Origin of the sequence: Pseudomonas sp. MH10, assembly GCF_034353045.1 — a bacterium.
Taxonomy (GTDB): domain Bacteria; phylum Pseudomonadota; class Gammaproteobacteria; order Pseudomonadales; family Pseudomonadaceae; genus Aquipseudomonas.
Map to the genome: position 1 here is coordinate 5,021,581 of NZ_CP133783.1, position 24,929 is coordinate 5,046,509.

Annotated in this window: 21 protein-coding genes; 10 read left to right on the forward strand and 11 right to left on the reverse strand. The window is 56.3% G+C overall.

Annotation, left to right across the window (positions count from 1 at the left end; translation table 11 throughout):
- The first annotated feature begins 43 nt into the window (after window positions 1–43).
- The 4 genes from RHM59_RS22680 to RHM59_RS22695 are packed head-to-tail and all read left to right on the forward strand — an operon-like array spanning window position 44 to window position 4,549.
- On the forward strand, window positions 44–418 hold the full coding sequence (locus RHM59_RS22680) for a GtrA family protein (protein WP_322165848.1): 375 nt from the start codon (window positions 44–46) through the stop codon (window positions 416–418).
- Window positions 415–1,353: a glycosyltransferase family 2 protein gene (locus RHM59_RS22685; RefSeq protein WP_322185092.1), complete on the forward strand. Its 939-nt coding sequence runs from the start codon at window positions 415–417 to the stop codon at window positions 1,351–1,353. Before RHM59_RS22680 ends, RHM59_RS22685 begins: the two co-directional genes overlap by 4 nt.
- Before the next feature lie 30 nt (window positions 1,354–1,383).
- Complete coding sequence (locus RHM59_RS22690; RefSeq protein ID WP_322285478.1) at window positions 1,384–2,934, forward strand: glycosyltransferase family 39 protein; 1,551 nt, start codon at window positions 1,384–1,386, stop codon at window positions 2,932–2,934.
- A gap of 25 nt (window positions 2,935–2,959) precedes the next feature.
- On the forward strand, window positions 2,960–4,549 hold the full coding sequence (locus RHM59_RS22695) for a glycosyltransferase family 39 protein (protein WP_322285479.1): 1,590 nt from the start codon (window positions 2,960–2,962) through the stop codon (window positions 4,547–4,549).
- Here the strand turns inward: RHM59_RS22695 and RHM59_RS22700 are convergent.
- Both RHM59_RS22700 and RHM59_RS22705 read right to left on the reverse strand, forming a co-directional pair.
- Window positions 4,546–6,156, reverse strand: coding sequence for an FMN-binding glutamate synthase family protein (locus RHM59_RS22700; protein WP_322185098.1), 1,611 nt, complete (start codon window positions 6,154–6,156; stop codon window positions 4,546–4,548). The genes RHM59_RS22695 and RHM59_RS22700 overlap by 4 nt on opposite strands.
- Window positions 6,157–6,267: 111 nt before the next feature.
- The gene (locus RHM59_RS22705; protein WP_322285480.1) at window positions 6,268–7,077 is read right to left on the reverse strand and encodes a helix-turn-helix transcriptional regulator; all 810 of its coding nucleotides are present in this window, start codon (window positions 7,075–7,077) and stop codon (window positions 6,268–6,270) included.
- A gap of 135 nt (window positions 7,078–7,212) precedes the next feature.
- Here RHM59_RS22705 and RHM59_RS22710 point away from each other — a divergent pair, with 135 nt between their 5' ends.
- Both RHM59_RS22710 and RHM59_RS22715 read left to right on the forward strand, forming a co-directional pair.
- Window positions 7,213–8,028, forward strand: a complete 816-nt coding sequence (locus RHM59_RS22710; RefSeq protein WP_322165842.1) for a carbon-nitrogen hydrolase family protein — start codon at window positions 7,213–7,215, stop codon at window positions 8,026–8,028.
- Between the two features lie 122 nt (window positions 8,029–8,150).
- Window positions 8,151–9,473 carry an APC family permease gene (locus tag RHM59_RS22715; protein ID WP_322285481.1) on the forward strand — a complete coding sequence of 441 codons (1,323 nt, stop codon included), beginning with the start codon at window positions 8,151–8,153 and terminating at the stop codon, window positions 9,471–9,473.
- A gap of 168 nt (window positions 9,474–9,641) precedes the next feature.
- Here RHM59_RS22715 and metR read toward each other — a convergent pair whose 3' ends face one another.
- A complete protein-coding gene (metR, locus tag RHM59_RS22720) occupies window positions 9,642–10,559 on the reverse strand; it encodes a transcriptional regulator MetR (protein WP_322185100.1) in 918 nt (305 codons plus the stop codon).
- A 105-nt stretch (window positions 10,560–10,664) separates the two neighbouring features.
- On the opposite strand from metR, the gene metE reads away from it, so the two are divergent.
- The 3 genes from metE to RHM59_RS22735 all read left to right on the forward strand — a co-directional run bounded on the left by metE (window position 10,665) and on the right by RHM59_RS22735 (window position 14,846).
- Window positions 10,665–12,980 carry a 5-methyltetrahydropteroyltriglutamate--homocysteine S-methyltransferase gene (gene metE, locus RHM59_RS22725; RefSeq protein WP_322286746.1) on the forward strand — a complete coding sequence of 772 codons (2,316 nt, stop codon included), beginning with the start codon at window positions 10,665–10,667 and terminating at the stop codon, window positions 12,978–12,980.
- A gap of 144 nt (window positions 12,981–13,124) precedes the next feature.
- Complete coding sequence (locus tag RHM59_RS22730; protein ID WP_322165838.1) at window positions 13,125–14,117, forward strand: alpha/beta hydrolase; 993 nt, start codon at window positions 13,125–13,127, stop codon at window positions 14,115–14,117.
- Window positions 14,118–14,189: 72 nt separating this feature from the next.
- Window positions 14,190–14,846: a DsbA family oxidoreductase gene (locus RHM59_RS22735; RefSeq protein ID WP_322165836.1), complete on the forward strand. Its 657-nt coding sequence runs from the start codon at window positions 14,190–14,192 to the stop codon at window positions 14,844–14,846.
- A 156-nt stretch (window positions 14,847–15,002) separates the two neighbouring features.
- Here the strand turns inward: RHM59_RS22735 and RHM59_RS22740 are convergent, their stop codons facing one another.
- The 5 genes from RHM59_RS22740 to RHM59_RS22760 all read right to left on the reverse strand — a co-directional run bounded on the left by RHM59_RS22740 (window position 15,003) and on the right by RHM59_RS22760 (window position 21,279).
- Entirely contained in the window at window positions 15,003–16,400 is a 1,398-nt protein-coding gene (locus RHM59_RS22740) for a sigma-54 dependent transcriptional regulator (RefSeq protein WP_322165835.1), read from the reverse strand.
- Window positions 16,397–18,148, reverse strand: a complete 1,752-nt coding sequence (locus RHM59_RS22745) for a sensor histidine kinase (protein WP_322165834.1) — start codon at window positions 18,146–18,148, stop codon at window positions 16,397–16,399. The genes RHM59_RS22740 and RHM59_RS22745 overlap by 4 nt, the downstream gene beginning before the upstream one ends.
- 173 nt (window positions 18,149–18,321) lie before the next feature.
- Window positions 18,322–19,197 (reverse strand): alpha/beta hydrolase, encoded by an 876-nt coding sequence (locus tag RHM59_RS22750; protein WP_322165833.1) that lies wholly within the window; start codon window positions 19,195–19,197, stop codon window positions 18,322–18,324.
- Window positions 19,194–20,588 (reverse strand): aspartate aminotransferase family protein, encoded by a 1,395-nt coding sequence (locus RHM59_RS22755; protein ID WP_322165832.1) that lies wholly within the window; start codon window positions 20,586–20,588, stop codon window positions 19,194–19,196. Before RHM59_RS22755 ends, RHM59_RS22750 begins: the two co-directional genes overlap by 4 nt.
- Window positions 20,581–21,279: an HAD-IB family phosphatase gene (locus RHM59_RS22760; RefSeq protein WP_322165831.1), complete on the reverse strand. Its 699-nt coding sequence runs from the start codon at window positions 21,277–21,279 to the stop codon at window positions 20,581–20,583. Before RHM59_RS22760 ends, RHM59_RS22755 begins: the two co-directional genes overlap by 8 nt.
- 243 nt (window positions 21,280–21,522) lie before the next feature.
- Here RHM59_RS22760 and RHM59_RS22765 point away from each other — a divergent pair, with 243 nt between their 5' ends.
- The gene (locus RHM59_RS22765; RefSeq protein WP_322285482.1) at window positions 21,523–22,323 is read left to right on the forward strand and encodes a MipA/OmpV family protein; all 801 of its coding nucleotides are present in this window, start codon (window positions 21,523–21,525) and stop codon (window positions 22,321–22,323) included.
- Window positions 22,324–22,372: 49 nt separating this feature from the next.
- On the opposite strand, the gene RHM59_RS22770 is transcribed toward RHM59_RS22765, so the two are convergent.
- The 3 genes from RHM59_RS22770 to RHM59_RS22780 form a co-directional block, all read right to left on the reverse strand.
- Window positions 22,373–22,765 (reverse strand): EamA family transporter, encoded by a 393-nt coding sequence (locus RHM59_RS22770; RefSeq protein ID WP_322165829.1) that lies wholly within the window; start codon window positions 22,763–22,765, stop codon window positions 22,373–22,375.
- A gap of 7 nt (window positions 22,766–22,772) precedes the next feature.
- Entirely contained in the window at window positions 22,773–23,147 is a 375-nt protein-coding gene (locus RHM59_RS22775) for an EamA family transporter (RefSeq protein ID WP_322165828.1), read from the reverse strand.
- Between the two features lie 458 nt (window positions 23,148–23,605).
- Window positions 23,606–24,883, reverse strand: a complete 1,278-nt coding sequence (locus RHM59_RS22780) for a sigma-54 dependent transcriptional regulator (protein WP_322286747.1) — start codon at window positions 24,881–24,883, stop codon at window positions 23,606–23,608.
- Window positions 24,884–24,929: the final 46 nt, after the last annotated feature.

The following is a 24,929-nucleotide window of genomic DNA, read 5'->3' on the forward strand; positions in this document are numbered from 1 at the left end:
CCGCGTTGGAGCAGGTCCCTTGGGCCTGTACTGGGGGTCGAACATGAAATTACAAGATAAACAGTTCGCCAGTTACGTAGTGATAGGACTGATCAACACGCTGATTCATGGCGTAGTGTTTTTGACATTTCACATTGGCATGGGTATCAACCAGGCATACAGCAACCTGTGCGGCTTTAGTGTGGCCGTATCCTTTTCTTTTTATGCCAACGCCCACTACACCTTCAACGCCAAAAAGACGTGGTCGCGCTATGTGCGGTTTGTTTGCTTCATGGGCCTGTTGAGTTTTGGTGTCGGTTATGCCGGAGACGTTTATCTGCTTCCCCCCTTGATCACCTGGACAGTGTTTTCAGCGATTAGCCTGGTATGCGGTTTTCTATATTCTAAACGCGTGATCTTTCGGGAGAGCAGTCCTTGAAGATTTCATTGATCGTCCCCGTGTTCAATGAAGAACAGGCCATTGCGCTGTTCTATCAAACGGTCCGACAGGAACCCTTATTAGTGGGCTATACCGTCGAGATTGTCTTTGTTAATGACGGGAGTTCAGACCTGACGGGAGAGTTTGCCCACGCGCTGGCGATGGCTGACGACAACGTTCTGTTAGTGGACTTTTCCCGTAATTTTGGCAAAGAAGCTGCACTGTTTGCCGGCCTTGAATACGCCACCGGGGCGGCGGTGATTCCCATGGACGTTGATCTTCAGGATCCGGTCAACGTGCTGCCGGTACTGATTAGAGAATGGGAAAACGGCGCCGATGTGGTCTTGGCCAAACGACACGATCGTTCTTCGGACAGCTACCTTAAACGCCACGCGGCTGCGATGTTTTATCAAGTGCTTAACGTCATCGCCAGCACCAAAATTGAAGAGAACGTCGGTGACTTTCGCCTCATGGATCGCAAGGTGGTTGATGTGGTTAGAACGCTACCTGAGCAACAGCTGTTTATGAAAGGTGTGCTGTCCTGGGCCGGATTCAAGACCGTTATTATTGAATACGACCGCGCCGCGCGAGCGGCAGGCAGCACTAAGTTTAACGGCTGGAAATTATGGAACCTGGCGCTGGATGGCATCACCTCGTTCAGCACCGTGCCTTTGAGAGTCTGGACCTATGTCGGCGGCGCCGTGTCGTTATTCTCGCTGTTGTACGCGGCCTACCGAGTGGTGGACAAGATCTTCTTCGGCAACGACGTTCCGGGCTACACCTCGTTGATGACCGCGATTCTGTTGTTGGGCGGCGTACAACTGATCGGTATCGGCATTTTGGGTGAGTACATCGGCCGGATTTATATGGAAGCCAAACACCGGCCACGGTACGTGGTGAAGAATGTCGTGCGCCATCACGAAGACCTGCATTAGTCGCTCGATAGGCGAGCGCCGGAGGGCGTGATGGAGCTACTTTTTCCACAAAAAAAATTCGGCGCCCGACGCATCATGGTGTTCGTTCGGGAGCATTGGCTGCTGCCCCTATTGACGCTTGCCTTGCTGGCACGTTTCTACAATGTCACCCAGCCGACCGTGTGGTACGACGAAGCATTTAGTGCATTAGTCAGCACTTATTCTCCGGCGCTTATTTGGTATTACAGCGGGCAAGATGTTCATCCGCCCCTGTACTACCTGCTGTTGCACGGTTGGACTGTAGTCTTTGGCAATGGCGTATTTGCCATTCGAGCGATGAGTGTTGTGGCGGGTGTAATGTCGGTTGCGCTAGGGCAATGGCTGGTCAGTTTGATTGCCACCCGACGCGCCACGATATGGGCGTGTTTGCTATTGGCATTACTGCCGATTGCGGTGCGTTACAGTCAAGAAGTGCGGATGTATGCGCTGATGGGTGTTTGGCTGATGGGCGCAACTATTACTCTGGTTTACTGGGTTCAGGACCCATCGCGGCAGCGGTACCCAGTGAGCTACGTCGTACTGATGACGGCGGCGTTTTACACGCATTATTTCGCAGCGCTGTGCGTGTTCTCCCACTGGTTGTATGTGTCTCTACCGTCAAAGCACGGCCGCTTTCTTCTGCGTCCGGCCTGGTGGTTGGCGAATATCGCCATTGTGGTGTGCTACTTGCCGTGGATTCCGCACCTGATGGGCCAGCTCTCGCACACGGGAGCTGTTGATTGGATACCGCCGCCTTCCTTCGATACGTTGCCATCGGTGATCTGGCAGTTTTTGACGTTGGATGATGGCCGAACATTACCGTGGCCCTTGTTCCTGGGGTTACCGCTAATGGTAGCGCTGGCGACATTAGCGGTTATCACAAGGGATAATGGTCCGCACAAGTTCCATACGCTGATTGCACTCTATACCGCCGCACCGTTGTGTACGGTGTTTTTGATTTCGTTCAAGTTGCCGCTGTTTACGACCCGCTATTTCGTGTTTGCGGCGCTGGGCTTGCCGATCATTTTGGCGATTGCGCTGGACCATTTGGCTCTACATCACCGTCGGCTTGCGGTGGGGTGTTTGATTGCGCTGGTCGCGCTGGAAGTGGCCGGGCTTTATAACGACTATACCCAGAACAACAAACTGAATAATTCCACCAGTGTGCTGAATAACCGCGTCGCGACGATGGTCGATGATCTCAATCAGCATTTTATACCCGGTGATCAAGTCGTCGTGTATGACCTGTACTGGTACCTAAGCGTGCTCTATTACAACAAAACCCATACTCAGCCTTTGCTCTATACGCCGCCATCCTCGGGGGGCCTCGCTGCACGCCCTGGGATTAACGGGGCTGGCACGTTGTTTTATCAACATCCAAACACCTATTACCTGGACAGGCTTTCGGATTTAGATACCAAGGCCAGGCGAGTCTGGCTTTTGTATGGCAGCGAGGTGAAAGACTATGTACCGGTCCCGCCTAGTTGGCATGCCGTCAGCGTATCCACTTTGGGCAATACACAGCTGCGGCTTTATGCCGTTGAGCGAGACAAAATGATGTGACAGAGAAAAAGCTGACGGAGGAGTAATGGACTTGAAAACCCATCCACTAGAAAGCCGAGAGAAATCCTTATCCGTTGGTAGACTGGGGGCTTGTCTGGTTTTGGTGTTGGCTACCTATACCCGCTTTTACGGGTTGACGACCCCCTACCTCTGGTACGACGAAGCGTTCAGCGTGATCCTGAGTGCGTACCCTCCCGAATTCATTTGGTCTATCACCGGCCGGGACATCCACCCACCGCTGTATTACTTATTGTTGCATGGCTGGATGGAGATGGTCGGCCAAAGCGTGTTTGCCGTTCGTGCATTCAGTGCGGTGGCGGGCATCGCCACGGTGGCGCTGGGTATGTGGCTGATGCGATTGATCGCGTCACCCAAGGCCGCGCTGTTGGCTGGGTTGTTTCTGGCCTTCTTTCCGGTGGCCGTCCGTTTCAGCCAGGAAGCGCGGATGTATGCAGTGCTGGCGGTTTTTTTATTTGGCGCAACTGTCGCCCTGGTGTATTGGGTAAAAGAACCGACACGCTATCGTTATTTAGCGTCGTATGCCGTGTTGATGACGGCCAGTCTGTACACCCATTATTATTCGGTGCTTTGTGTTTTGCCTCATTGGTTATACCTGCTGTTGCTGCGCGTTTATCGTCCCGATGAGGAACGTTACATTGCTCGCCCGGCATGGTGGATCGCGAACCTTTCAATGGCGGTGCTTTATATTCCTTGGTTGTTTAGCCTGCTGGACGTCATTACTCATTTTAAAAACATTCAGGCAGCCGGCAGTATTTCGTGGTTACTGGCGACCACGCCTTATACATTCCCGTCTTCGATATGGGCATTTTTGACATTGAAAAAAGCCCATGCGGTGTTCTGGCCGATCTACTGGGGATTGCCGCTGGTCATTGTGATCGTTGCGGGATGGGTAACGCTGTTTGATCGCAGTCGCTACAAGTTTTATCTGCTGCTCGGGCTTTATACCTTCGTTCCGATCGTCACGTTGCTGTTGATATCGCTTGTGGTGCCTACTTTCATGGAGCGTTATGTGGTGTTTGCGGCGCTTGGGTTACCGATGATTCTGGCGTTGGCGGTGATCAGAGTGGAGTCATTCAGTCCGGCACTGGCGGTGATAGCGGTTATCGCGGTCTTGGCCCTAGAAACACTTGGCCTGAAATACAACTACAGCCAACAGGAGGATTTGAATTACCCCCGAAACGCGGCCATAGAACCGTTTGAAGCAATGGGTAATTACATCAACCAACGTGCCCAACCGGGCGATCAAATCATTACCGACGGCAAACTGTTGTATTTCAGCGCGGCGTACTACAACGCCACTGGCATCGTCCCTATGTTGTACGACCGTGCCCTGAGTAACAGCTCAAGTTTCGGCGCGAACGCCTACGGTCCGTTGACCTTGCTGCATGAGCATTGGGACACCATCTACCTCAGTGACCTCGCGCATTTACCGGCGGGAATCAAACGGGTCTGGTGGCTGGCCGAACCCTCATTGGTCGGCAAGCCTGGACCCTTCCCCTACGACTGGCGGCCAGACACCGAATTCAAAGCGGGTCTGTTGGAGCTGCGGCTGTTTACCCTGGCTCCAACCGTACTCGCTCGCCTGCAGCGTTAGATTTCGTTCGGTTCGAAGCTGTCGGCCCGTGCCATCTGCCACATGTTCGAATAGAAGCTCCCGTCCACTTCGCCGGTGATCAGTTGGCCGGGTTTGAGGAAAACATGGGACTGGGAGAACAGCTTGATTTCGGTGGCGGACATGCGCCGTACCAAGTGTTTGGCTTCCAACTGGGAAGGGTGATCAAGACCGGCCGCCGCGAGCATTTCGGCCAGCGCGTGCAGGGTGCTGCGGTGGAAGTTATAGACGCGTTGCGCCTTGTCTGGAACCACCAGCGCCCGTTGACGCAGCGGGTCTTGGGTCGCGACGCCGGTAGGGCACCGGTTGGTGTGGCAGCTTTGTGACTGGATGCAACCAATGGCGAACATGAAGCCCCGCGCAGAGTTAGCCCAGTCGGCGCCGATGGCCAAAATGCTGGCGATGTCGAAGGCACTGACGATCTTGCCGCTGGCGCCCAACTTGATTTTGTCCCGCAGGCCGAGGCCGACTAGCGTGTTGTGCACGAACAACAGGCCTTCGCGCAAGGGCACGCCAATGTGGTCGGTGAACTCCACCGGCGCTGCGCCCGTGCCGCCTTCAGTGCCATCGATGACGATGAAGTCCGGGTAAATACCGGTTTCCAACATGGCTTTGGCGATGCCCATGAATTCCCAAGGGTGACCGAGGCAGAACTTGAAGCCCACTGGTTTGCCACCGGACAATTCACGCAGTTGCGCGACAAATTGCATCAATTCAATCGGGGTCGAAAACGCGCTGTGGCGCGACGGCGAGATGCAGTCTTCGCCCATCATGATGCCCCGGGTTTCAGCAATTTCCTGGGTGACTTTGCCTTTGGGCAGAATCCCGCCGTGGCCCGGCTTGGCGCCTTGGCTCAACTTGATTTCGATCATCCGCACTTGCGGGTCCAGCGCCTGCACTTTGAACCGCCGGGGATCGAAACGACCGTCCGAGGTGCGGCAGCCGAAATAACCGCTGCCCAACTCCCACGTCAGGTCGCCGCCATTCTCACGGTGATACGGGCTGATGCTGCCTTCACCGGTGTCATGGGAAAAGTTGCCGAGCTTGGCGCCTTGGTTCAACGCACGAATCGCGTTGGCACTCAACGAGCCGAAGCTCATGGCCGAAATGTTAAACACCGACGCTGAATACGGCTGGCTGCATTGCGGGCCGCCGATAATCACGCGGAACGCCGTAGGGTCGCTCAACGGCGCCGGGCGCATGGAGTGGCTGATGAACTCAAAACCGGTCTGATAGACATCAATCAGGGTACCGAACGGCTTTTCCGCCGACTCGTTCTTGGCTCGGGAATAGACCAACGAACGCTGGGAGCGGGAAAAGGGCAGGGCGTCGCTGTCGGACTCCAGCAGGTATTGGCGAATCTCTGGGCGAATACGCTCAACCAGGTAGCGAATGTTGCCCAGCACCGGATAGTTGCGGCGCACCGCGTGAGGGGTCTGAAGCAGGTCAATGATGCCAATCAAACTGAGCACACCGGCGATCACGGTGAAAGGCCACAGCCATTCATGTTGCAAGAAAGGGAGGCTGATGACGGTGAACAACACGCAAAGTACGAAGAACGCGTAACGGCTGAGTAGGGACAAGCTCATACGGAATCCTGGGGGCTTAATGACGGTTAATGAGGCGAACACTGGCGCTGTTTCGCGCCTATTAATCGGTGGTCGCATGCCCGTGTCGGTAGGCCGCAACCGTCCCTCGGTTCAGGCACTTTGCGCCTGAAGAAAAATCGAAAACAGCTCGGACTGGGACTTGATGCCCAGCTTGCTGTACATGTGTTTCTTGTGCACTCGCACGGTCTCGACGGAGATTTCCAGCTTGCGGGCGATTTCCTTGCCGGAGCAGCCGCTGAGCATCAGTCGACCGACATCCAATTCTCGTGCGGTCAGCTGAGCACCTCGGCTCTGCTGCACCGAGGCTTCAAGTTGACTGCGCCAATCATCGTTTATCGGCGAAGGTGGGGCTTGCACCTCAACCAGCGGTTCTGGCAATTCGAACGGCATGCGCTGGCGAAGTAGCGCCACCACCCACGGTTGAATCAGCGACAACAACGCAATCTGTTCGGCGCTGAACCGTTGAGTCGACCCCAACGACAGGCACACGGTGTGGTCAGCACCCAGTTGGCAGTTGAACTGAATTTCATCCGCCACGACGTTCAGGCGAAAGTAGCGCTGATAATACTCGGTTAGCTCAAAGTGTTCCGGCGCGACCTCCGCCAAGCGGAACAGGCCGGTCTGAGACTGTTCGCGACTGGCGATGTAAAACGGGTCAAGCAGGTAGAGGCCTTTGAGGTAATCCTGAAACAGCTGATCGGGCGTGCCGTCTTCGGCGGGAGACTCGGCGAACACCAACGGCCGCTGCCGAGAACTGAATTGCAGCGCGACCCAGCTATCGAAACTCACATACTGATTCAGCAGGCGCACCAATTGTGCCCAGAAATTTGGCTTGTCCAACGCTTCGATTAACTGCGCAACCGAGCGATGCCACGCGATGTCTTGCAGTGCGATTGTCATACTCCTACCCCTATTGGGTTACCACAGCTGCGTAATTCCCCGCACTCGTTGCAGATGCGCATACTGCCCGCACAGCCGACGACCATCCAGCATTTATTGTGCCGGGTCGCCCTCGACATCGAACAAGGAGAACCCATGAAGGTCGAACTTGCCCAACTGGCAGGCCAGGATAACGGCACCGCGTACAACCTGCAGCGTGCCTTGGCCGCCATTGCCGCGTGCGCCAGCGACACCCAGTTGATTGTCTTTCCAGAGACCCACTTGATGGGCTTTCCGAGCGCTGAAACAGTGGCCGATGTGGCCGAACCGCTGGACGGCCCAACCGTGCAAGCGGTGCAGCGCGCGGCTAAAGCGCGTGATATCGCCGTCGTCATCGGCGTCGCCGAGAATGACAACGGCCAGTACTACAACACGACGTTGTTGATCACCCCGAACGGCATCGCCCTGCGTTATCGCAAAACTCACCTGTGGGCCTCGGACCGTGGCGTGTTCAACCCCGGCGACCGCTTTGCTACCTGTGTGTGGAACGGCCTACGCGTCGGACTGTTGATTTGCTACGACATCGAATTCCCGGAAACCGCCCGAGCCATAGCCCAGTTGGGCGCGGACCTGATCATCGTCACCAACGGCAATATGGACCCTTATGGGCCGACGCATCGCACCGCGATCATGGCCCGCGCTCAAGAAAACCAGGCGTTTGCGCTGATGGTTAATCGAGTGGGCGAGGGCGATGGCGGCCTGCGATTTGCGGGTGGCAGCGCCTTGGTCGATCCGTTTGGTACGTTGCTGCACGAAGCAGGGCGCGAAGAGTGCCAGTTCGGCGTCGAACTGGATCTGGCCCAACTGGTCGCGGCCCGCAGTGATTATCGCTATCTGAATGACCTACGCCTGCGTTTGCCAGGCGAAGTGATTGAACACGCTGATGGCCTGCGTGAGCTGTTGATTTTCTGACGGGCACCTAAAACGGCGAGGTTTTCTGAGCGCCGGTTACATCGATTTCTATAAGAAAAACGATTGTGTTTCTTCCGAACTTTTCTCCTGCCATAAAACCAATAATCCCGGAGTAGTCGCTCATGGCTCGTTTGCAACGCACCCTTTCACTAGGGTCGGTGGTGCTGTTTGGCATCGCTTATATGACACCGATTATCGTGCTCGGCACGTTTGGCATTCTCGCCCAGTCCACCAACGGCATGGTGCCGGCGGCCTACTTGGCAGCACTGATTGCGATGTTCTTCACCGCATTGAGTTACGGACGCATGGCCGCCGCTTTTCCGGTGGCGGGCTCGGCTTATAGCTATGTGCGCAAGGCCATCAGCCCAAAACTCGGCTTCATCGCCGGTTGGGCAGTGCTGCTTGATTACCTGTTCTTGCCCATGGCCATTTGGCTGATCGGCGCCGCCTACTTAGGCTCGGCTTTCCCTTCCATCCCGCAACCGGTGTGGGTATTGGCGTTCATCGTAATCACCACACTGATCAATATCGTCGGCCTGAAACTGGCCAATACCATCAACGCCGCGTTGATGCTGGTGCAGTTTCTGGTGTTGATCGCCTTCGTTGCGCTAAGCATTCACTACGTCGGTGGCGATGCAAGCAAGCCGTTGTGGACCCTCTCGCCGTTCTTTAGTGGTGATATGCAGATACCGTTGATCATGAGCGGCGCGGCAATTGCCTGTTATTCGTTCCTCGGCTTCGATGCAGTCAGCACCTTGACCGAAGAAACCAAGGACCCGGTACGTACCATCCCACGGGCAATCATGTTGATTACGCTGATTGGCGGTGTGATCTTCGTCGGTGTGTCGTACTTCGTGCAGTTGGCGCATCCGTCGTTCGTGTTTGATAACGCCGATTCGGCCGCGTATGAAATTGCCAAAAACATTGGTGGCGACCTGTTTGTCTCAATCTTCTTGATTGGTTTGATCGTGGGCCAGTTCGCCTCGGGTCTGGCGGCACAGGCCAGCGGTTCACGTCTGCTTTACGCCATGGGCCGTGACGGGGTGTTGTCGAACTCGATCTTCGGCCGTTTGAGTGAACGCTTCGGCACACCGGTTAACAGCATTCTGCTCTGCGGCGTCGTAGCGCTGTTGGCATTGAAACTGGACGTCACCACGTCCACCTCGTTCATCAACTTCGGCGCGTTTCTGGCGTTCAGTCTGGTGAACTTGTCGGTAATCTTTCATTACTGGATCGGCGGCAAACAACGCGGGTTACGTGAGCTGGTGCTGTTCTTGGTGTTTCCGTTGATTGGTCTGGTTGCGGACCTGTGGTTGATGATCAGCCTCGACAAGCTGGCGATTATCCTTGGCGTGAGCTGGTTGGCAGTAGGCTTGGTTTACCTGGCATGGCTGACCGGCGGCTTCCGTCGCCAACCGCCTGAGATGGACTTTCAGGAAAGCTGATCGAACTGTAGGTGCCAAGGTGTTAGCGAGGCGTCGTGTTGGGTTGACCGATTAATGCCTGTCGCCAACACGTTGGCTCCTACAGAATTTAGATCTCGGTATCGCGAAGCGCTGTAGACCGTTCGCGAATGTCGCAATCAATTGCAGGTTCTACAGAGCGTCTGCCTTCTACCTAACCGCACTTACCCCATTCAATGTCGAAAACGACGTGTCCTTCGCCGTAAGCAGAAAATCCCGCATGTAGGGCGCGTCGAGCATGTCGGCGCGGATGCCGGCGTACAGCGTTGCAAACAAACCCTTCTCCCCCAATCGCTTGGCCTTCACGTAGCCGCGCGAGCTGTATTCATGCAAGGCCCAATGGGGCATGCCGCACACGCCGCGTCCGCTGGCGACCAGTTGCATCATCATCACGGTCAGTTCCGACGTACGCACGTGCGCCGGCTCAACGTCGGCGGGCTCCAGAAAGCGGGTGAAGATGTCCAGCCGATCGCGTTCCACTGGGTAGGTGATCAAGGTTTCCTTGAGCAAGTCCTCCGGGACCACGTAAGGCTTGTGAGCCAACGGGTGTTGGTTAGCGACGGCGAGCATGGCTTCGTAGGTGAACAGCGGCACGTAAGTGATGCCCACCAACTCCAGCGGGTCTGAGGTCACCACCAAATCCAGATCGCCGCGGGCCAGGGCCGGGAGCGGGGCGAAGGCAAAGCCTGACGCCAGGTCCAGCTCGACCTCTGGCCAGGCATCGCGAAACTGGTCGATGGTCGGCATCAGCCACTGAAAGCAGCTGTGGCATTCGATGGCCATGTGCAGGCGCCCCGCTGTGCCGCCTGCCAATCGCGCAATATCGCGCTCGGCACTGCGCAATTGCGGCAGCATCGAATCCGCCAACTGCAGCAGACGCAGCCCCGCGCTGGTAAAGCGCACCGGCTTGGTCTTGCGCGCAAACAACGACAAGCCGACACGCTCTTCCAGTTCCTTGAACTGATGGGACAGGGCCGACTGTGTCAGGTGCAAGCGTTCGGCGGCTTCTACCAAACTGTCGGCCTCGCGCAGGGCCTGAAGGGTTTTCAGGTGTCGAATTTCCAGCACGGGATGCTCCATGAAATAATTTTGTGATCAACGCGAATGCAATGAGTTTGTCTCATGTTGGTCTGGCTGTCGACAATAGCGCCATCTTTTCTGGAGGACGTTGTCATGGCCTTGGCCCACACCCTTGGATTTCCGCGCATTGGCGCAGACCGTGAACTAAAAAAAGCCCTAGAGGCTTACTGGAAGGGCGACCTCGATGCTGAGGGTTTACGCTCCACCGGCCGCACGTTGCGCGCTGCTCACTGGCAGGTGCAGAAAGACGCCGGCATCGATCTGCTGCCGGTAGGAGATTTTGCTTGGTACGACCACGTGCTGACTCACTCGCTAATGTTGGGTGTTGTTGCGCAGCGCTTTAGCGCCACCACCAACGACCAGGGCTTGCCGACCCTCGACACCCTGTTCGCCATGGCTCGAGGCGCTTACGACAGTTGTTGCGGCAGCCACACCCACGGCCAAGCGCAATACGCGCAAGAGCTGACCAAGTGGTTCGATACCAACTACCACTATCTGGTGCCGGAGTTTACCGCCGATCAGTGTTTCCAGTTGAGCTGGGAACAGCTGTTCGAAGAAGTCGAGGAGGCCAAAACCCTCGGTCATGACGTCAAACCAGTGTTGATTGGCCCATTGACCTACCTGTGGCTCGGCAAAGCCAAAGGCAACAGCTTCGACAAGCTGGATCTGCTCGAACGCTTGCTGCCGGTGTATGGCGAAATCCTCGGTCGTCTGGCGGCACAAGGCGTGGAATGGGTACAGATTGATGAACCTATTCTGACCCTAGATCTGCCCCAGGAATGGAAAAACGCTTTTGAGCGCGCTTATCACATCCTGCAGTTTTCGCCGTTGAAAAAGCTGGTGGCGACTTACTTTGGCGGCCTGGAAGACAACCTTGGACTGGCCGCGTCGCTGCCGGTTGATGGCCTGCACGTTGATCTGGTTCGCGCGCCGGAACAGCTTTCCAATGTGCTCAGTCGTGTGCCGCCTTACAAAGTCCTGTCGCTGGGCGTGGTCAATGGGCGCAACGTCTGGCGCTGTGATCTGGACAAGGCATTGGAACAACTTCAAGAAGCGCAACTACGATTTGGCGACAACCTGTGGGTCGCCAGTTCGTGCTCGTTGCTGCACAGCCCGGTAAATCTTCAGCGCGAAGACCAGTTGGATGCCGAATTGAAAAGTTGGTTGGCGTTTGCGGTACAAAAATGCGAAGAAATCGCCGTGCTCAGCGTCGCGTTAAATCATCCAGACAAGCCCGCCATGCAGGATGTTTTGACTGAAAGTCGCGCCGTTCAGCTCAGGCGTCAGCAGTCACCGCGCATCCATAAGCCCGAGGTCCAAGCCCGATTGGCGGCGATTACCGAAGCTGACAGCCAACGCCAGTCGCCGTTCGTTGAACGCATCGAACGGCAGCGGGCGCGGTTGAATCTGCCGGCATTTGCGACGACCACTATTGGCTCATTCCCGCAAACCGCGTCGATCCGTTTGGCTCGGCAATCGTTCAAGCGCGGGTCGTTGTCGATCAGCGACTATACCGATGCCATGCACAGCGAAATTCGCCATGCGGTGCAGGTCCAAGAGCGTCTGGGGTTGGACGTGCTGGTCCACGGCGAGGCCGAGCGCAACGATATGGTCGAGTACTTCGCCGAGCAATTGGACGGGTACGCGTTCAGCGAGTTTGGCTGGGTACAAAGCTACGGTTCACGGTGTGTGAAACCAGCGGTGATTTTCGGTGACGTGAGCCGCCCACAGCCAATGACCGTTGAATGGACTCGCTACGCGCAAAGCCTGACCAACAAGGTCATGAAGGGCATGCTGACCGGCCCGGTGACCATGCTGATGTGGTCGTTCCCGCGTGAGGATGTGTCACGCAAAGTTCAGGCGCAACAGTTGGCGTTAGCGATTCGCGACGAAGTGGCAGACCTCGAAAGAGCCGGGATCAAGATTGTGCAAATCGACGAAGCTGCTTTTCGTGAAGGTCTGCCTCTGCGTCGAGCACAGTGGCAGGAATATCTGGACTGGGCCGTAGAAGCTTTCCGCTTGTGCGCCTGCGGTGTGCGCGACGACACCCAGATCCACACCCACATGTGCTACAGCGAATTCAACGACGTGATCGAGGCCATTGCTGCCATGGACGCTGACGTGATTACCATCGAAACCTCGCGTTCGGACATGGAGCTGCTTCAGGCGTTTGAAGCGTTCGACTACCCGAATGATATTGGTCCTGGCGTCTACGACATCCATTCGCCCCAGGTACCGGACACGGCGCAGATGGTTAACCTGATGAGAAAAGCGGTGAAGCATATTCCCGCCGAGCGGCTGTGGGTAAACCCGGATTGCGGCTTGAAAACCCGTGCATGGCCGGAAACCGAAGCGGCGTTAATCAATATGGTCGCAGCGGCGCGGCAATTAAGGCGGGAATTGGCATGATCTAAAACCCTACGGAGGATTGATTTTTGCTATCAAGCTACCGCTCAGCCCCCTTCATCAAATTGTCACGTAACTGTGGCAGCGCGGGTTTGAAAACATCAGCACACTGCGCGGCTATTGGGGATGGCTGGCTTGGTGTTTTTCATGCGGGTGTTTATTTTTTGGGTCGCGCTGCTGTGCGGCCTGCCGACTTTTGCGGCGTCTCGGTGTGACGTAAACGTCCCCACTCAAATGGCTGACCTTAAAGAGGTTCACGTGGCTTACCAAAGCATCGGGCGCGATTCCGATCCGGCGTTGGTATTGGTCATGGGCCTGGGTGGACAACTGATTCACTGGCCTGACGAAGTCGTGGTCGCGCTCTGCCAGCAAGGTTTTCGGGTGATTCGCTACGATAACCGTGATGCCGGTTTGTCAACGTGGGTGCAGGCGCCTGCCAGCCCCAACCTGACCTTTGAAGTGCTGCGCTACAAACTCGGGCTGACGGTTTCTGCGCCGTATTCATTGACGGATATGGCCAACGACACCTTGGGGTTGATGGACGCGCTGCATGTTCGCCAATTCCATGTGCTGGGCGCGAGTATGGGCGGCATGATTGCTCAACACTTGGCCGATATGGCGCCTGATCGGGTCGAAAGCCTGACCCTGATCATGACCAGTTCCGGCGCGCCGGGCCTGCCCATGCCGACCCCGGCGTTGCTGCAATTACTGAGCCGTCGCAGTGCGCCCAACCGCGAAGTGGCCGTCGAACAGCAGGCTGATTTGCTGGCTGCGTTGGGCAGCCCGCAGGTGGTGGATGACCGCAAACTGCTGGTGCAACAGGCAGCAGCGTCCTACGACCGAGCGTTTAATCCGGACGGCGTGAAGCGGCAAATTCTGGCGATTCTGGCCGAGCCGAGCCGGGTTGCGTTGCTGGACCGTCTGCGAGTACCAACGCTGGTGGTGCATGGTACCGCCGATCCTTTACTGCCGGTGATGCATGGCATCCATGTCGCCGCGCATATCCAGGGCAGCCAGTTGCGCTTGATTCCCGGCTTGGCCCATCGTTTTCAAGAGGCGTTCAAGGCCCCGCTGCTAGGGGCAGTTTTGCCGTATTTGAGAGCGCATCGGCAGGACGGCAGCCATATTGCGCAGTTGTAGTTCTGATGAAGGGCTAGGTATGAGGGTGTAAAGTGCAGACTTTCCCACTGCTAAAACGTGAGCGAGGGTCCCATGAGTACTGCCCTGAAAATCGATTTCGTCTCCGATGTTTCCTGCCCGTGGTGTGTGGTCGGCCTGCGGGCCCTGAACCAGGCGCTGGCGCAATTGGGTGATGAGGTCAAGGCTGAGATCCATTTCCAGCCGTTCGAACTTAATCCGAAGATGCCAGCCGAAGGCCAAGACCTCAACGAGCACATCTTCGAGAAATACGGCTCGACCCCTGAGCAATCAAAACAGAACCGCGAAATGATTCGTCAGCGAGGCGCCGAGCTAGGCTTCACGTTCTCCCAGGGCGACCGGCGCATCTACAACACCTTCGATGCGCACCGTCTGTTGCATTGGGCTGAGCTGGAAGGCAAGCAGCAGGCACTGAAAGAAGCGTTGTTCAGTGCGTACTTCACCGACCACGCCGATCCTTCAAATCACACTGTATTGGCAAATGTGGCTGAGCAGGTCGGGTTGGATCGTCAGCGGGCAGAGTCGATTTTGACCACCGGCGAATACAGCGCTCAAGTGCGTGAGCTGGAAAAGTTGTGGGTTGCCCGCGGTATCAGCTCGGTGCCAACCATTGTCTTCAACGATCGATATGCGGTGTCGGGAGGGCAGCCGGTGGAAGCTTTTTCCAGCGCTATTCGGCAGATCATCAGCGAGTCAGTAGCGGTCGAATAAACCTGCGCGGATAACGTTGTAGGAGCGCGCTGGCCCGCGATGGATCGCGAAGCGGTCCCAATGGGCTAACTCGTTGCAGCTGAAAAAATTGAGTCGCTGCTTTTACGGCGGCTTCGCAGCCGGTCGTGGGACCAGCGCGCTTCTCCAATGCTCAGCTCAACGAACAATCTTGTCCACATGGATCTCAAGCTTTTTCAGCCGATACCAAAAGCTGCGTTCCGAGATGCCGATCAACTGCGCGGCAGCGGCTTGGACGCCGTTGGTTTCTTGCAATGCGGCAAGGATGTAGGCTTTTTCTACGTCGGCCAGCGCCGCTTCCAGGTTCTCGGGAACGGCTACACCCTCTGCGAGCAGCCGACCGCCGCCGCTGACGATAGGCCGCGAGCCGAACAGGTAGGCGGGCAGGTCGTTCTCTTCGATGGTGTTACTCGACGCGACGATGGTGGCGCGTTCCACGCAATTCTGTAGCTCGCGAATATTGCCTGGCCACGGATAGTTGGCCATGGCCTGCAGCGCATCTGCGCTGAAACCGGTAATGCGTTTACCTGCCGTGGCGCCCAGCACATGGGCGAAATGCCGCGCCAGCGGGGCGATGTCTTCAGGCCGTTCGCGCAAAGCGGGCAACGGAATCGGAAAAACATTCAGGCGGTAATAAAGGTCTTCGCGAAATTCTTTGTTCGCCACTGCTTCCAACAGATTCTTGTTGGTCGCGGCAATTACCCGAACATCAACTTTGCGCTCACGGGAGTCGCCCACCGGCTCGATCACCCGTTCTTGCAGGGCGCGCAAAATCTTTGCTTGCAGCGCTAAGGGCATGTCGCCGACTTCATCCAAAAACAACGTGCCTTTGTCAGCCTGCATAAAGCGCCCGACCCTATCCGCCACTGCGCCGGTAAAAGCCCCTTTGCGATGACCGAACATTTCGCTTTCGAGCAAACCTTCCGGGATCGCTGCGCAGTTGACTGCGATGAAGGGTTTGCCGGCACGGTTGCCGTGCTTGTGAATCGCACGAGCAACCATCTCTTTGCCAGTGCCGCTTTCGCCGGTCAGCAGAATCGTCGCGTTGCTGTCACGCACGGAGTCCACCGCTTGCAGTACGAGACGAAAGGCCGGGCTTTCACCTACCAGACTGTCGATTTGCTGGTGTTGATCGAGTTCGGCACGCAGGCGTGTGTTGTCACGCAGGATGTCGCGAAACTGCAGCGCTTTGTTGACGGTGATGTCCAGTTCGTCGATGTCGAACGGTTTGCTGATGTAATCAAAAGCGCCATTGCGCATTGATTGCACGGCGTTTTTTACCGTGCTGTAGGCGGTCATGACGATGACTGGCAAGTCTGGGTAGCGAACTTTTATTTCCGCCAACAACTGCGGTCCGTCCATCCCAGGCATACGCCAATCGCTGATCACCAGATCAATTTCTTCGCGTTCGAGTACGGCCAGGGCATGCAGGCCATTGCCGGCGGTAAACACTTGAATCTCGCCTTGGCTCAGCGCCGACGCCAACAAATCACAGAGTTTGGGTTCATCGTCGACCACCAGTACGTTATGACTCATGCCAGGCCTCCGTCATGGGCGGGCAGGTAAAGATTGAATGTTGCTCCGGCCCCCACTTGACTGACGCACTCTACCCGGCCGTCATGGTTGTCCATAATCGAGTAAACCTTCGCCAAGCCCAATCCAGTACCGGAGGCCTTGGTGGTGACGAAAGGATTGAAAATACGCTCGATCATGTCGGATTCAACACCTTGGCCGCTGTCGGCAATGCTGATGATTGTAGTTTCCTGATCAGAGGAGAGGTCAATCGTCAGTGTCCCGCCGCCAGGCATGGCATCAATCGCATTAAGGACCAGGTTCAGACAGGCTTGAGTCAATTGTCGGGAGTCCGCATAAATCGTGGAGTTGGGGTCGTGTTCGATGATCTCTGCGTCGATATTATGGGTCGACAACTCCGGTGCGCAGAACCCCAGCAGGTCCTCCAGCAGTGGCTTGGCCAATTGTGTCGAGCGCATCGGCGGACTGGGTTTGGCGAAATCCAGAAACTCGGTAATTAGGTCGTTGATCCGAGTGACTTCGGAAATAACGTATTCCAGATGGCGCATGTCGGTTTCGGGCAGCGATGCGCGACGGTGCAGCAACTGGGTGGCCGTTTTGATGATGCCCAGTGGATTTCGGATTTCGTGCGCCAGGCCCATGGCCACTTCGCCCAGTGCATGCAGACGGTCGCGGCGGCGTAGCTGAGCTTCCAGATGCTGAAGCTCTTTCAGGCGTTCGGTCATGTGGTTGAAGGTCGCGCTCAGCTCAGCGATCGCATCGCTGCCAACCACTTCAACCCGCTGCCGATAGTCACCGGCCGTCACTGCTCGCACGCCTTCGGAGAGTTTGCGCAAAGGCCCGGTCAGGCGTCGGGAAATCAACCAGCCGACACTCAATGACAACACCGAGCCCAGCAACAGAATAGCCAGGAACAAGTTGGTCTGGTTGACCAGCCCGACCAGCGTCGTGTGGCGCAACAGGCCACTGAAAATGATGCCTTGTAGCTCGCCGTTGTCATTGAAAATAGGCGTATACAGGCCGGAGTAGGCGCTTGTGGATTGTTCGCTGGGCTCTTTGGTGTCACGTAGGATCTGTTCGATTCGGCGTGGGACGATAGCTGGGTGATTCATGAAGCGCTGGGTCGAGAAAATCTCGCTGAAACCTCCAGCGTCGTTCATGTACAGACGCAGGTCGAGGGAGTGCACGTCGGCCACGCTGGTGAGAAAACTGCTGTCCAGGTAGGTCCCGATCAGCAATTCATAATCGACGCCATCCTGAGTGGACTGATACGTCGAGACCACGACACCGGCGAATACGCTGCCGTTATGGATGGTTTGCAGCACCGCGTTAGGGGCGAGGCTGATCTGATCGATGATATTGTCGGAAACCGTGGAAAACACCACTTTGTGGTCTTTGCTGCGAATCAAGGCGACCACGTCGATGCCCATGGCATTGGCGAGATCGGAGGTTAATTTGTTGTGTCGAGGTGACGAGGGCGCGGAGGGGCGGGTGTTTTGCAGGAACAGTTGCGAAACCCTGGAGTTGTCGCGCTGGATTTCGCTGATTTCGTCCTGGACGATCCGGGTTGATTCTTGCAGCCAGATCCGAACGTTACTTTCAAAAATCTGCGACAGCGTGGTCGCTGCGAGTTCGGCAGCGATCATCGTCGGAATTACGCTGACCAGCCAAAACGCTAGTACCAGTTTGCGCTGCAAGGTCCAGCGCGATAGCGAAAAAGGTTGCTGGGAGGAACGGAATTCTTCGGTCATCGGTTATCGATCATCAACGTTCGCTTATCGGAGCAGCCATGCCAGGTTGTAATCGTTCCGAAGAACGGCGAGCGTTGCCAGCCTCGCCCCACTCATTCAGCGCCCCGTACAAGCAGCCATGGTAATGACTGCTGGGAAAACTGAAAGAAACATGGGCGATGAGCATGGTGGTATCAGGCTATTTGTCGCTGATCGTTTAAAGGGACCGTTGCAGTAGGCAATTGTTCTATCACGTGGTCAATGAAGTCCGCGCTCAATGTAATCACTTTTCGATATTGCAGGTCCACGGTGATCATGTGATAGCAGTTATCCAGCATCACTTTTGTGACAGGACCACCTAAATGTTTCTCGCAATAATCTGCGTTCCAGCGACTGGTGATGTCGTCTTCGATGGAATGCAAGATCAGTGCAGGCGCTTTGACTGAACGCATGCCTTTCTTGACCACAGCTACCAGACGATGCAGTTCGCGCACGTTAATGCCCGACATCGTCAACAACCCGGCATTGCTGCTTTCACCGGCTTTCATCTGACGTTCAACAATGGCGCGCAAGCGAGCGTCTTTGATGCCGTACGGCGAGGTTTCGTTAAAGCGGCACAAGTGCACGCCAAACGGAATGGCCATCAGCAACGGTGTTAATACCGCAGCTTTAGGCATGTTCCAGCCGTCATAGCGCAACGTGGTCGAGTACAGCATCAAACCGGCCACTTGCCCCGGATGTTCGGCCGCCATGTGCATGGACAGTACAGCGCCCATGGACAACCCGCCGACAAACACCTGTTCGTGTCGTTGGCGAATGCCGACAAACGTTTTACGCGCGCTTTCGTACCAGTCTTTCCAGCCGGTGGCTTGCAGATCGGCGTTGTCGCCGCAATGCCCGGCAAGCGTGGGCACGTAAACCGTGTACCCCCGCTTGGCCAGGCCTTGGGCCACCCGACGGAGTTCCGTCGGGGTGCCGGTCAGGCCGTGGATCAACAACACCGCGACCGGGCCACTGCCGAGAACGAAACTGGCGTTACCTTCGCCCATATCGATCTCTGGCAGGTTCACCGCTTCATTGCCCGATGCAGCAGCCGGTCGAGGAGGGCGATGCCCAAGTCGATTTCTGCGTAGCTGATTTCCAGCGACGGAGCCAGGGTGATAACGTTTTTGTAGTAGCCGCCCACGTCGAGAATCAGGCCAAGTTTCTTGCCGTCGATTTCGATGTCGCCCTTCATGCCTTCATCAACCATGAAGTCGAGGGTGGCTTTGTCTGGCGTGAAGCCGTCTGGACCACAGATTTCTGCACGCAGTGCCAAGCCCAGGCCATCGACGTCGCCGATGATCGGGTAGCGCTTTTGCAGGTCTTGCAGGCCAGCCAGGAAGTACTTGCCCTTTTCCATGACCATCGCGCCGTAATCGACTTCGGAGGTCATTTTGAACATTTCCAGACCTACCGCCGTACCCAGTGGGTTGGAGGCGAAGGTGGAGTGGGTCGATCCAGGTGGGAAGATCGTTGGGTTGATCAACTCTTCACGTGCCCAAATGCCGCCCAGTGGGTTGAGGCCGTTGGTCAATGCTTTACCGAAGACGATAACGTCTGGTTTGACGTCGAAGTGCTCGATGGACCACAGCTTGCCGGTGCGGTAGAAACCCATCTGGATTTCGTCGACAACCATCAAGATGCCGTGCTGATCCAGCACTTGTTTGAGTTCTTTGTAGAAGTTCATTGGCGGAATAACGTAACCGCCGGTGCCTTGAATGGGCTCGACGTAGAACGCTGCGTATTCGCACTGGTTGGTTTTAGGATCCCAGACGCCGTTGTACTCAGTTTCGAACAGGCGGGCGAACTGCTGAACGCAGTAGCTGCCATATTCTTCTTTGGTCATGCCTTTCGGGCCACGGAAGTGGTACGGGAAAGGAACGAACTGAGCGCGCTCGCCGAAATGGCCGTAGCGGCGACGGTAGCGATAGCTCGAGGTGATCGAGGATGCGCCCAGCGTACGGCCGTGGTAGCCGCCTTCGAAAGCAAACATCAGGCTTTTGCCGTTGCTCGCGTTACGCACTACTTTCAAGGAGTCTTCGATGGACTGCGAACCGCCGACGTTGAAGTGAACGCGACCGTCCATGCCGAATTTCTTCTTGGCATCGACCGCGATCATTTCCGACAGCTCGATTTTGCCGCGGTGCAGGTATTGGCTGGCAATCTGCGGCATCGAATCGATCTGTGCCTTGAGGGCATTGTTCAAGCGTGGGTTGGCGTAACCGAAGTTAACGGCCGAGTACCACATTTGTAGATCGAGGTAAGCCTGGTCGCTAGTGTCGTAAACGTACGAACCTTCACAGCGGTTGAAGATCCGTGGTGGATCGATGTAGTGAACGGTGTCGCCGAAAGAGCAATATTTCGCTTCCTTTTCCAGAAGAATCTGGTCTTCGGGGGTAGCGATACGGATATCAGACATGGTGGAAGAGTTCCTGCTGTTCAAGAGGGAGGCTGTGTGCGCGGGCCGGTTCGCTGTGAGGCAAGCGGGCGAGCAGGGCCGGTAAATCGGCGAACGTATCGAAGCGGGCATATGGGATGCCATTGCGTTCGCAATGTTCAGCCAAGCGATCCTTGGCAAATACGAAGTCAGCGGTCCCGGCGACGCACATATCGGATTGACCGTCGCCGATCACCAATATGCGTTTGCCAGAAGGCGCGGATTTGCATTTGCAGTTGCCGGATGCAGCACGGCAGGCGTCGCTGGAATATGGAAATTCTATGCGCCAGCTATCAGGACCGACCTGACGCAAGCGGTTGGCAATGATCGGCAGCAGCGGCGCATTGTTACGCGACAAAATGCGAGCGATGCCCTGTTCAATGCCGTCACTCACGATGTCCAGCGTGGCGCCGAGGCCCGTCACCAGTTCAACGAAATCGGGAAACGCCGGGTCAATGCCGACGGTGTCGAAATAACCCAGAAGCTCGTTCGGCGTGGCTTTAACCATTGCCAATTGACGGCTCAGACATTCTCGCGAACCGATCTTGCCGGACAGCCATTCGTCTTCGATGGCTTCCCAGCTTCGATCAGCGAAACGTTCCAGGATGTTATCTATCGCGTCAGTCTGGGTGACGGTCCCATCGAAATCACACACGATATGCCAATGCATCATCTGCAGGTGCCTACTTAAAAGTGAGAGCGCTCTTTGCGCTTGCACTGAGGTAGAGCATAGACTGTGCCAATACGAATAATAGTCGCCCAAGGCCCAATGTTGAGAGGGGCAGCGACAGAGAGGGTAAATGCATCGGGTGGGCAAGCTACAATTTTTGTAGCTTGCTACAAACAACATAAGTGCTTGCGTGTCAGATCCGTGCAGGGATTGACTCACGTAGGCTCAATTAGTTCGAGAAAGTTCATGCCCTTAGTTCCCTTCAATCGCCGCGTTCGCTCGGTCCTTACCGGCTTTGCAGTGTTCGCCTGCGCTATCAGCTTCAGTGCGCAGGGCTATGCCCAAGCCATTACTGGCGATCTAGGCGCGGGGATCGGCTATAAGCCCAGTGATCCAACTGGCGTCCGTTATGACGTCGATTTTTTTCCTTACATGGATCTGGATTGGGGCGACGTGGGGTTGAGTTCCGATGACGGCCTGAACTGGAAGGCCTTCAAATACGAGGGCTGGAGCGTTGGCCCGTTCGCCAATTACGTACCCGGTCGTACCTCTGAGGGTTCGTTGCGCGGTTTGCGTGATGTATCCGGTATGGGTGAGTTCGGTGGCTTTGTGCAGTACAGCCCTGCTGATTTCTGGCGGGTGTTCGCGCAAATGGGTCGCGCGGTTGGCGGCAGCGATGGCCAGGGTGGCGTGCTCGGTCGGGTCGGTGGCGAGCTAGGTTATCCGTTGGGTCTGGGGGTCATTGGCGACACCGAAGTGGTAGCCCATTACGCAGACGGTCGCCAAGCACAGACATTTTTCGGCGTAAGTGCTCAAGAAGCCCAGGCTTCAGGTATTCAGGCCTACAACGCCAGCGGCGGTCTGCAGAAAGTTGCGCTAACTCAAAGTCTGCAAATTCCGCTGGCTGACGGCTGGTCGTTATTGACCAGCGCTACATGGACTCACTTGACCAACTCAGCGGCCGACAGCTCTATCGTCAGAGAGAAGGGCGATGACAACCAAAGTGAGGTTAATGTCGCCGTGGCTTATCACTTTAAAGGGCTTTAGATCCGCGACTACTGAAGGAGCCAACACGTTGGCTCCCTGGATCTAGCGATCACGCCTCTTGCTTTCCGTCCGCCAGCAACACGATGCCGCCGATGATCACGCACACGCCTAGCCAATGCAGAGCGCTGATGCTTTCGCCCAGGCCCAGCCAAGAACCCAGCAGCACCACCACAAACACCAGCGAGCTCAGCGGAAAGGCCAGCGACAGCTTGCTGCTGCGCAAAATCAGCATCCAGGTCAGAAAAGAGCCGATGTAGCAGAAAATCGCCACCATCACCGCGACGCTGGTCACGGCTGCCAGCAACCAGTTCACGCCAAATGGGATGGAGGCGAGGCCGTCGCCACCCACTTTCAACGACAGCTGTGCGCCGCTTTCGAACGCGATCAGCAGTACCCAAAGCATCACGCTGGCCCCGCGGCCTTCAATCCAATTGTTTGTCATAACGACCTCATGCTCCCGTGCCGCAAACCAGCATGACGCCGGCAGTGATGACCAGTGTGCCCAACCAGCGCCGACGGCTGACGGTCTCACCCAGCACCAGCCGACCGCCGAGTACCACGCCGCAGTAACTCAGGCTGATGGCTGGAAATACCAAGCTGAGCGGCGCCAGTGACAGCACTTCCAACCAGGCAACGAACAGCACCGCATAGCAACTAACACCGCACCACAAGAGCGGGGCCCCGGCGATCTGTCGCCAGAAAGTACTCAGCCGAAAGCCACCGACGTGTTCCGGTAAACGATCGAGGCCGAGCTTGAAAGCAATTTGGCCAATGACATCGAGAGCGATGCACAGCGCGATTAGCAGCATCACGGAAGGGGTCAAGGGTGCGACTCCAAGAAGTTGGCCCGAGGTAATGCAAGGGGTGGGCCACAGTTGAATTGCAAAACTGGCTGCGCAGCAGTCGTAAAATCAGCAACTCGATTCTTTCAGTTGAAACCGAAGGCAGCCAATTGCGACCGCCACGTCTTCGACACTGCGCCGTAGCGCAGCAAACTGGGTAGCACTTTGTGTGGTTCGAGGTTGCAGGGTGTCAAGAAGGAAGCCTTCCCGAATAAATTCGGTCCCACAGTTTTTGGCGCTGCACAGTCTTTGTAGGAGCTGCCGAAGGCTGCGATTAGTCCGAAGGACTTTCGCCAACAAGAGTATCTACAGAACGCAAGAACGACCAAAAAGTTGGCTGCTATAGATAGTCGCCCCCCCGCAGCAACTTCAGCACCCACAAATACAGTTTAACTACTTAAATTCAATGAGATATGCGGTGTTTGATAACGGCTGGGCAATCAACCCAGCCCGTATTTTTTCACTTTATCGAACAGGGTGGTCTTGGCCATGCCCAGTTCTTGGCTGGCCTGGCTAAGGTTGCCACCGCTGCGTTGCAAGGCGTCGGTCAACAGGTTTTTTTCGAAGGTTTCGACCGCTTCAGCGAAGTCCAGGCTGCTGCTGGCAGTGTTGGTGCCCGACTTTTTGAACGCCGGTAGACCCAGCGCGTAACGCTCGGCGACGTTGCGCAGCTCCCTGACGTTGCCCGGCCATTCATGGGTCATAAGGGTCGACAGCGTCTGGCGGTCCAATTCCGGTGTTTCGCGATCGAAGCGTAACGACGATACCTGCAAGAAGTGCTCGAACAATTGCAGGATGTCTTCTCGTCGCTCACGTAAGGGCGGGAGTTCCAGTGTCACCACATTTAGCCGGTAGTATAGGTCGCTGCGAAACTGACTGGCTTTGCTTAATTCATCCAGGTCGGATTTGGTCGCGGCGATGACCCGGCAATCCACCGCCAGGCTTTGATTCGAGCCCAGCCGCTCCAGAGTTCGTTCCTGCAATACCCGCAGCAGTTTGATTTGCAGGTTCAGCGGCATGCTTTCCACTTCATCGAGAAACAACGTGCCGTTGTGCGCGTGCTCGATCTTGCCGATCCGTCGTTTGCCGGCGCCAGTAAACGCGTTGGCCTCGTGGCCAAAAATTTCGCTTTCGAACAGGCTCTCTGGCAGACCGCCGCAATTGAGTGCGACGAACTGCTGGGTATGGCGACGACTGAAATCATGCAGGCAGCGGGCAACCAATTCCTTACCGGTGCCGGTTTCACCTTCGATCAGCACGTTGGCCGAGGTGTCGGCGACATTGGCGATCAATGCCCGCAAATTCTGCATGGCGGGGGAGCGTCCGATGATCCGCCCCTCCAACAAGCTGCGTCCGGCCAGTTGTCGGCGCAGCGACCACACTTCACGCGCCAGACCACGCTGCTCCAACGCACGTCGCGCCACTTCAACCAAGCGTTCAGGGGAAAAGGGTTTTTCCATGAAATCGTAAGCGCCATCGCGCATCGCATTGACGGCCATTGAAATGTCGCCGTGCCCGGTGATGAGCACCACCGGCAGGCTGGGGTCCCGGGCCTTGAGCCGGGTCAATAACTCCAAGCCGTCGATGCCGGGCAAGCGAATATCGCTAATGACGATACCGGCAAAATTGTCGCCGATTCGGGCCAGCGCTTCCTCGGCACTGCCGACACCTTCGCTGCGGATGTCTTCCAGCGCCAACGCTTGCTGGCAACCCAGCAGCACGTGCGGGTCATCTTCGACAATCAGAACGGTCAGCTCGCTGTTC

Excerpts from the sequence above, each read along its gene's own strand:
- RHM59_RS22710 (WP_322165842.1), top strand. The coding sequence starts at position 7,213 with ATGAAGGTCGAACTTGCCCAACTGGCAGGCCAGGATAACGGCACCGCG.
- metE (WP_322286746.1), top strand. The coding sequence starts at position 10,665 with ATGGCCTTGGCCCACACCCTTGGATTTCCGCGCATTGGCGCAGACCGT.
- RHM59_RS22705 (WP_322285480.1), bottom strand. The coding sequence starts at position 7,077 with ATGACAATCGCACTGCAAGACATCGCGTGGCATCGCTCGGTTGCGCAG.
- RHM59_RS22755 (WP_322165832.1), bottom strand. The coding sequence starts at position 20,588 with ATGTCTGATATCCGTATCGCTACCCCCGAAGACCAGATTCTTCTGGAA.
- RHM59_RS22735 (WP_322165836.1), top strand. The coding sequence starts at position 14,190 with ATGAGTACTGCCCTGAAAATCGATTTCGTCTCCGATGTTTCCTGCCCG.
- RHM59_RS22765 (WP_322285482.1), top strand. The coding sequence starts at position 21,523 with ATGCCCTTAGTTCCCTTCAATCGCCGCGTTCGCTCGGTCCTTACCGGC.
- RHM59_RS22730 (WP_322165838.1), top strand. The coding sequence starts at position 13,125 with ATGCGGGTGTTTATTTTTTGGGTCGCGCTGCTGTGCGGCCTGCCGACT.
- RHM59_RS22760 (WP_322165831.1), bottom strand. The coding sequence starts at position 21,279 with ATGATGCATTGGCATATCGTGTGTGATTTCGATGGGACCGTCACCCAG.
- RHM59_RS22680 (WP_322165848.1), top strand. The coding sequence starts at position 44 with ATGAAATTACAAGATAAACAGTTCGCCAGTTACGTAGTGATAGGACTG.
- RHM59_RS22745 (WP_322165834.1), bottom strand. The coding sequence starts at position 18,148 with ATGACCGAAGAATTCCGTTCCTCCCAGCAACCTTTTTCGCTATCGCGC.
- RHM59_RS22770 (WP_322165829.1), bottom strand. The coding sequence starts at position 22,765 with ATGACAAACAATTGGATTGAAGGCCGCGGGGCCAGCGTGATGCTTTGG.
- RHM59_RS22700 (WP_322185098.1), bottom strand. The coding sequence starts at position 6,156 with ATGAGCTTGTCCCTACTCAGCCGTTACGCGTTCTTCGTACTTTGCGTG.
- RHM59_RS22740 (WP_322165835.1), bottom strand. The coding sequence starts at position 16,400 with ATGAGTCATAACGTACTGGTGGTCGACGATGAACCCAAACTCTGTGAT.
- RHM59_RS22690 (WP_322285478.1), top strand. The coding sequence starts at position 1,384 with ATGGAGCTACTTTTTCCACAAAAAAAATTCGGCGCCCGACGCATCATG.
- RHM59_RS22695 (WP_322285479.1), top strand. The coding sequence starts at position 2,960 with ATGGACTTGAAAACCCATCCACTAGAAAGCCGAGAGAAATCCTTATCC.
- RHM59_RS22715 (WP_322285481.1), top strand. The coding sequence starts at position 8,151 with ATGGCTCGTTTGCAACGCACCCTTTCACTAGGGTCGGTGGTGCTGTTT.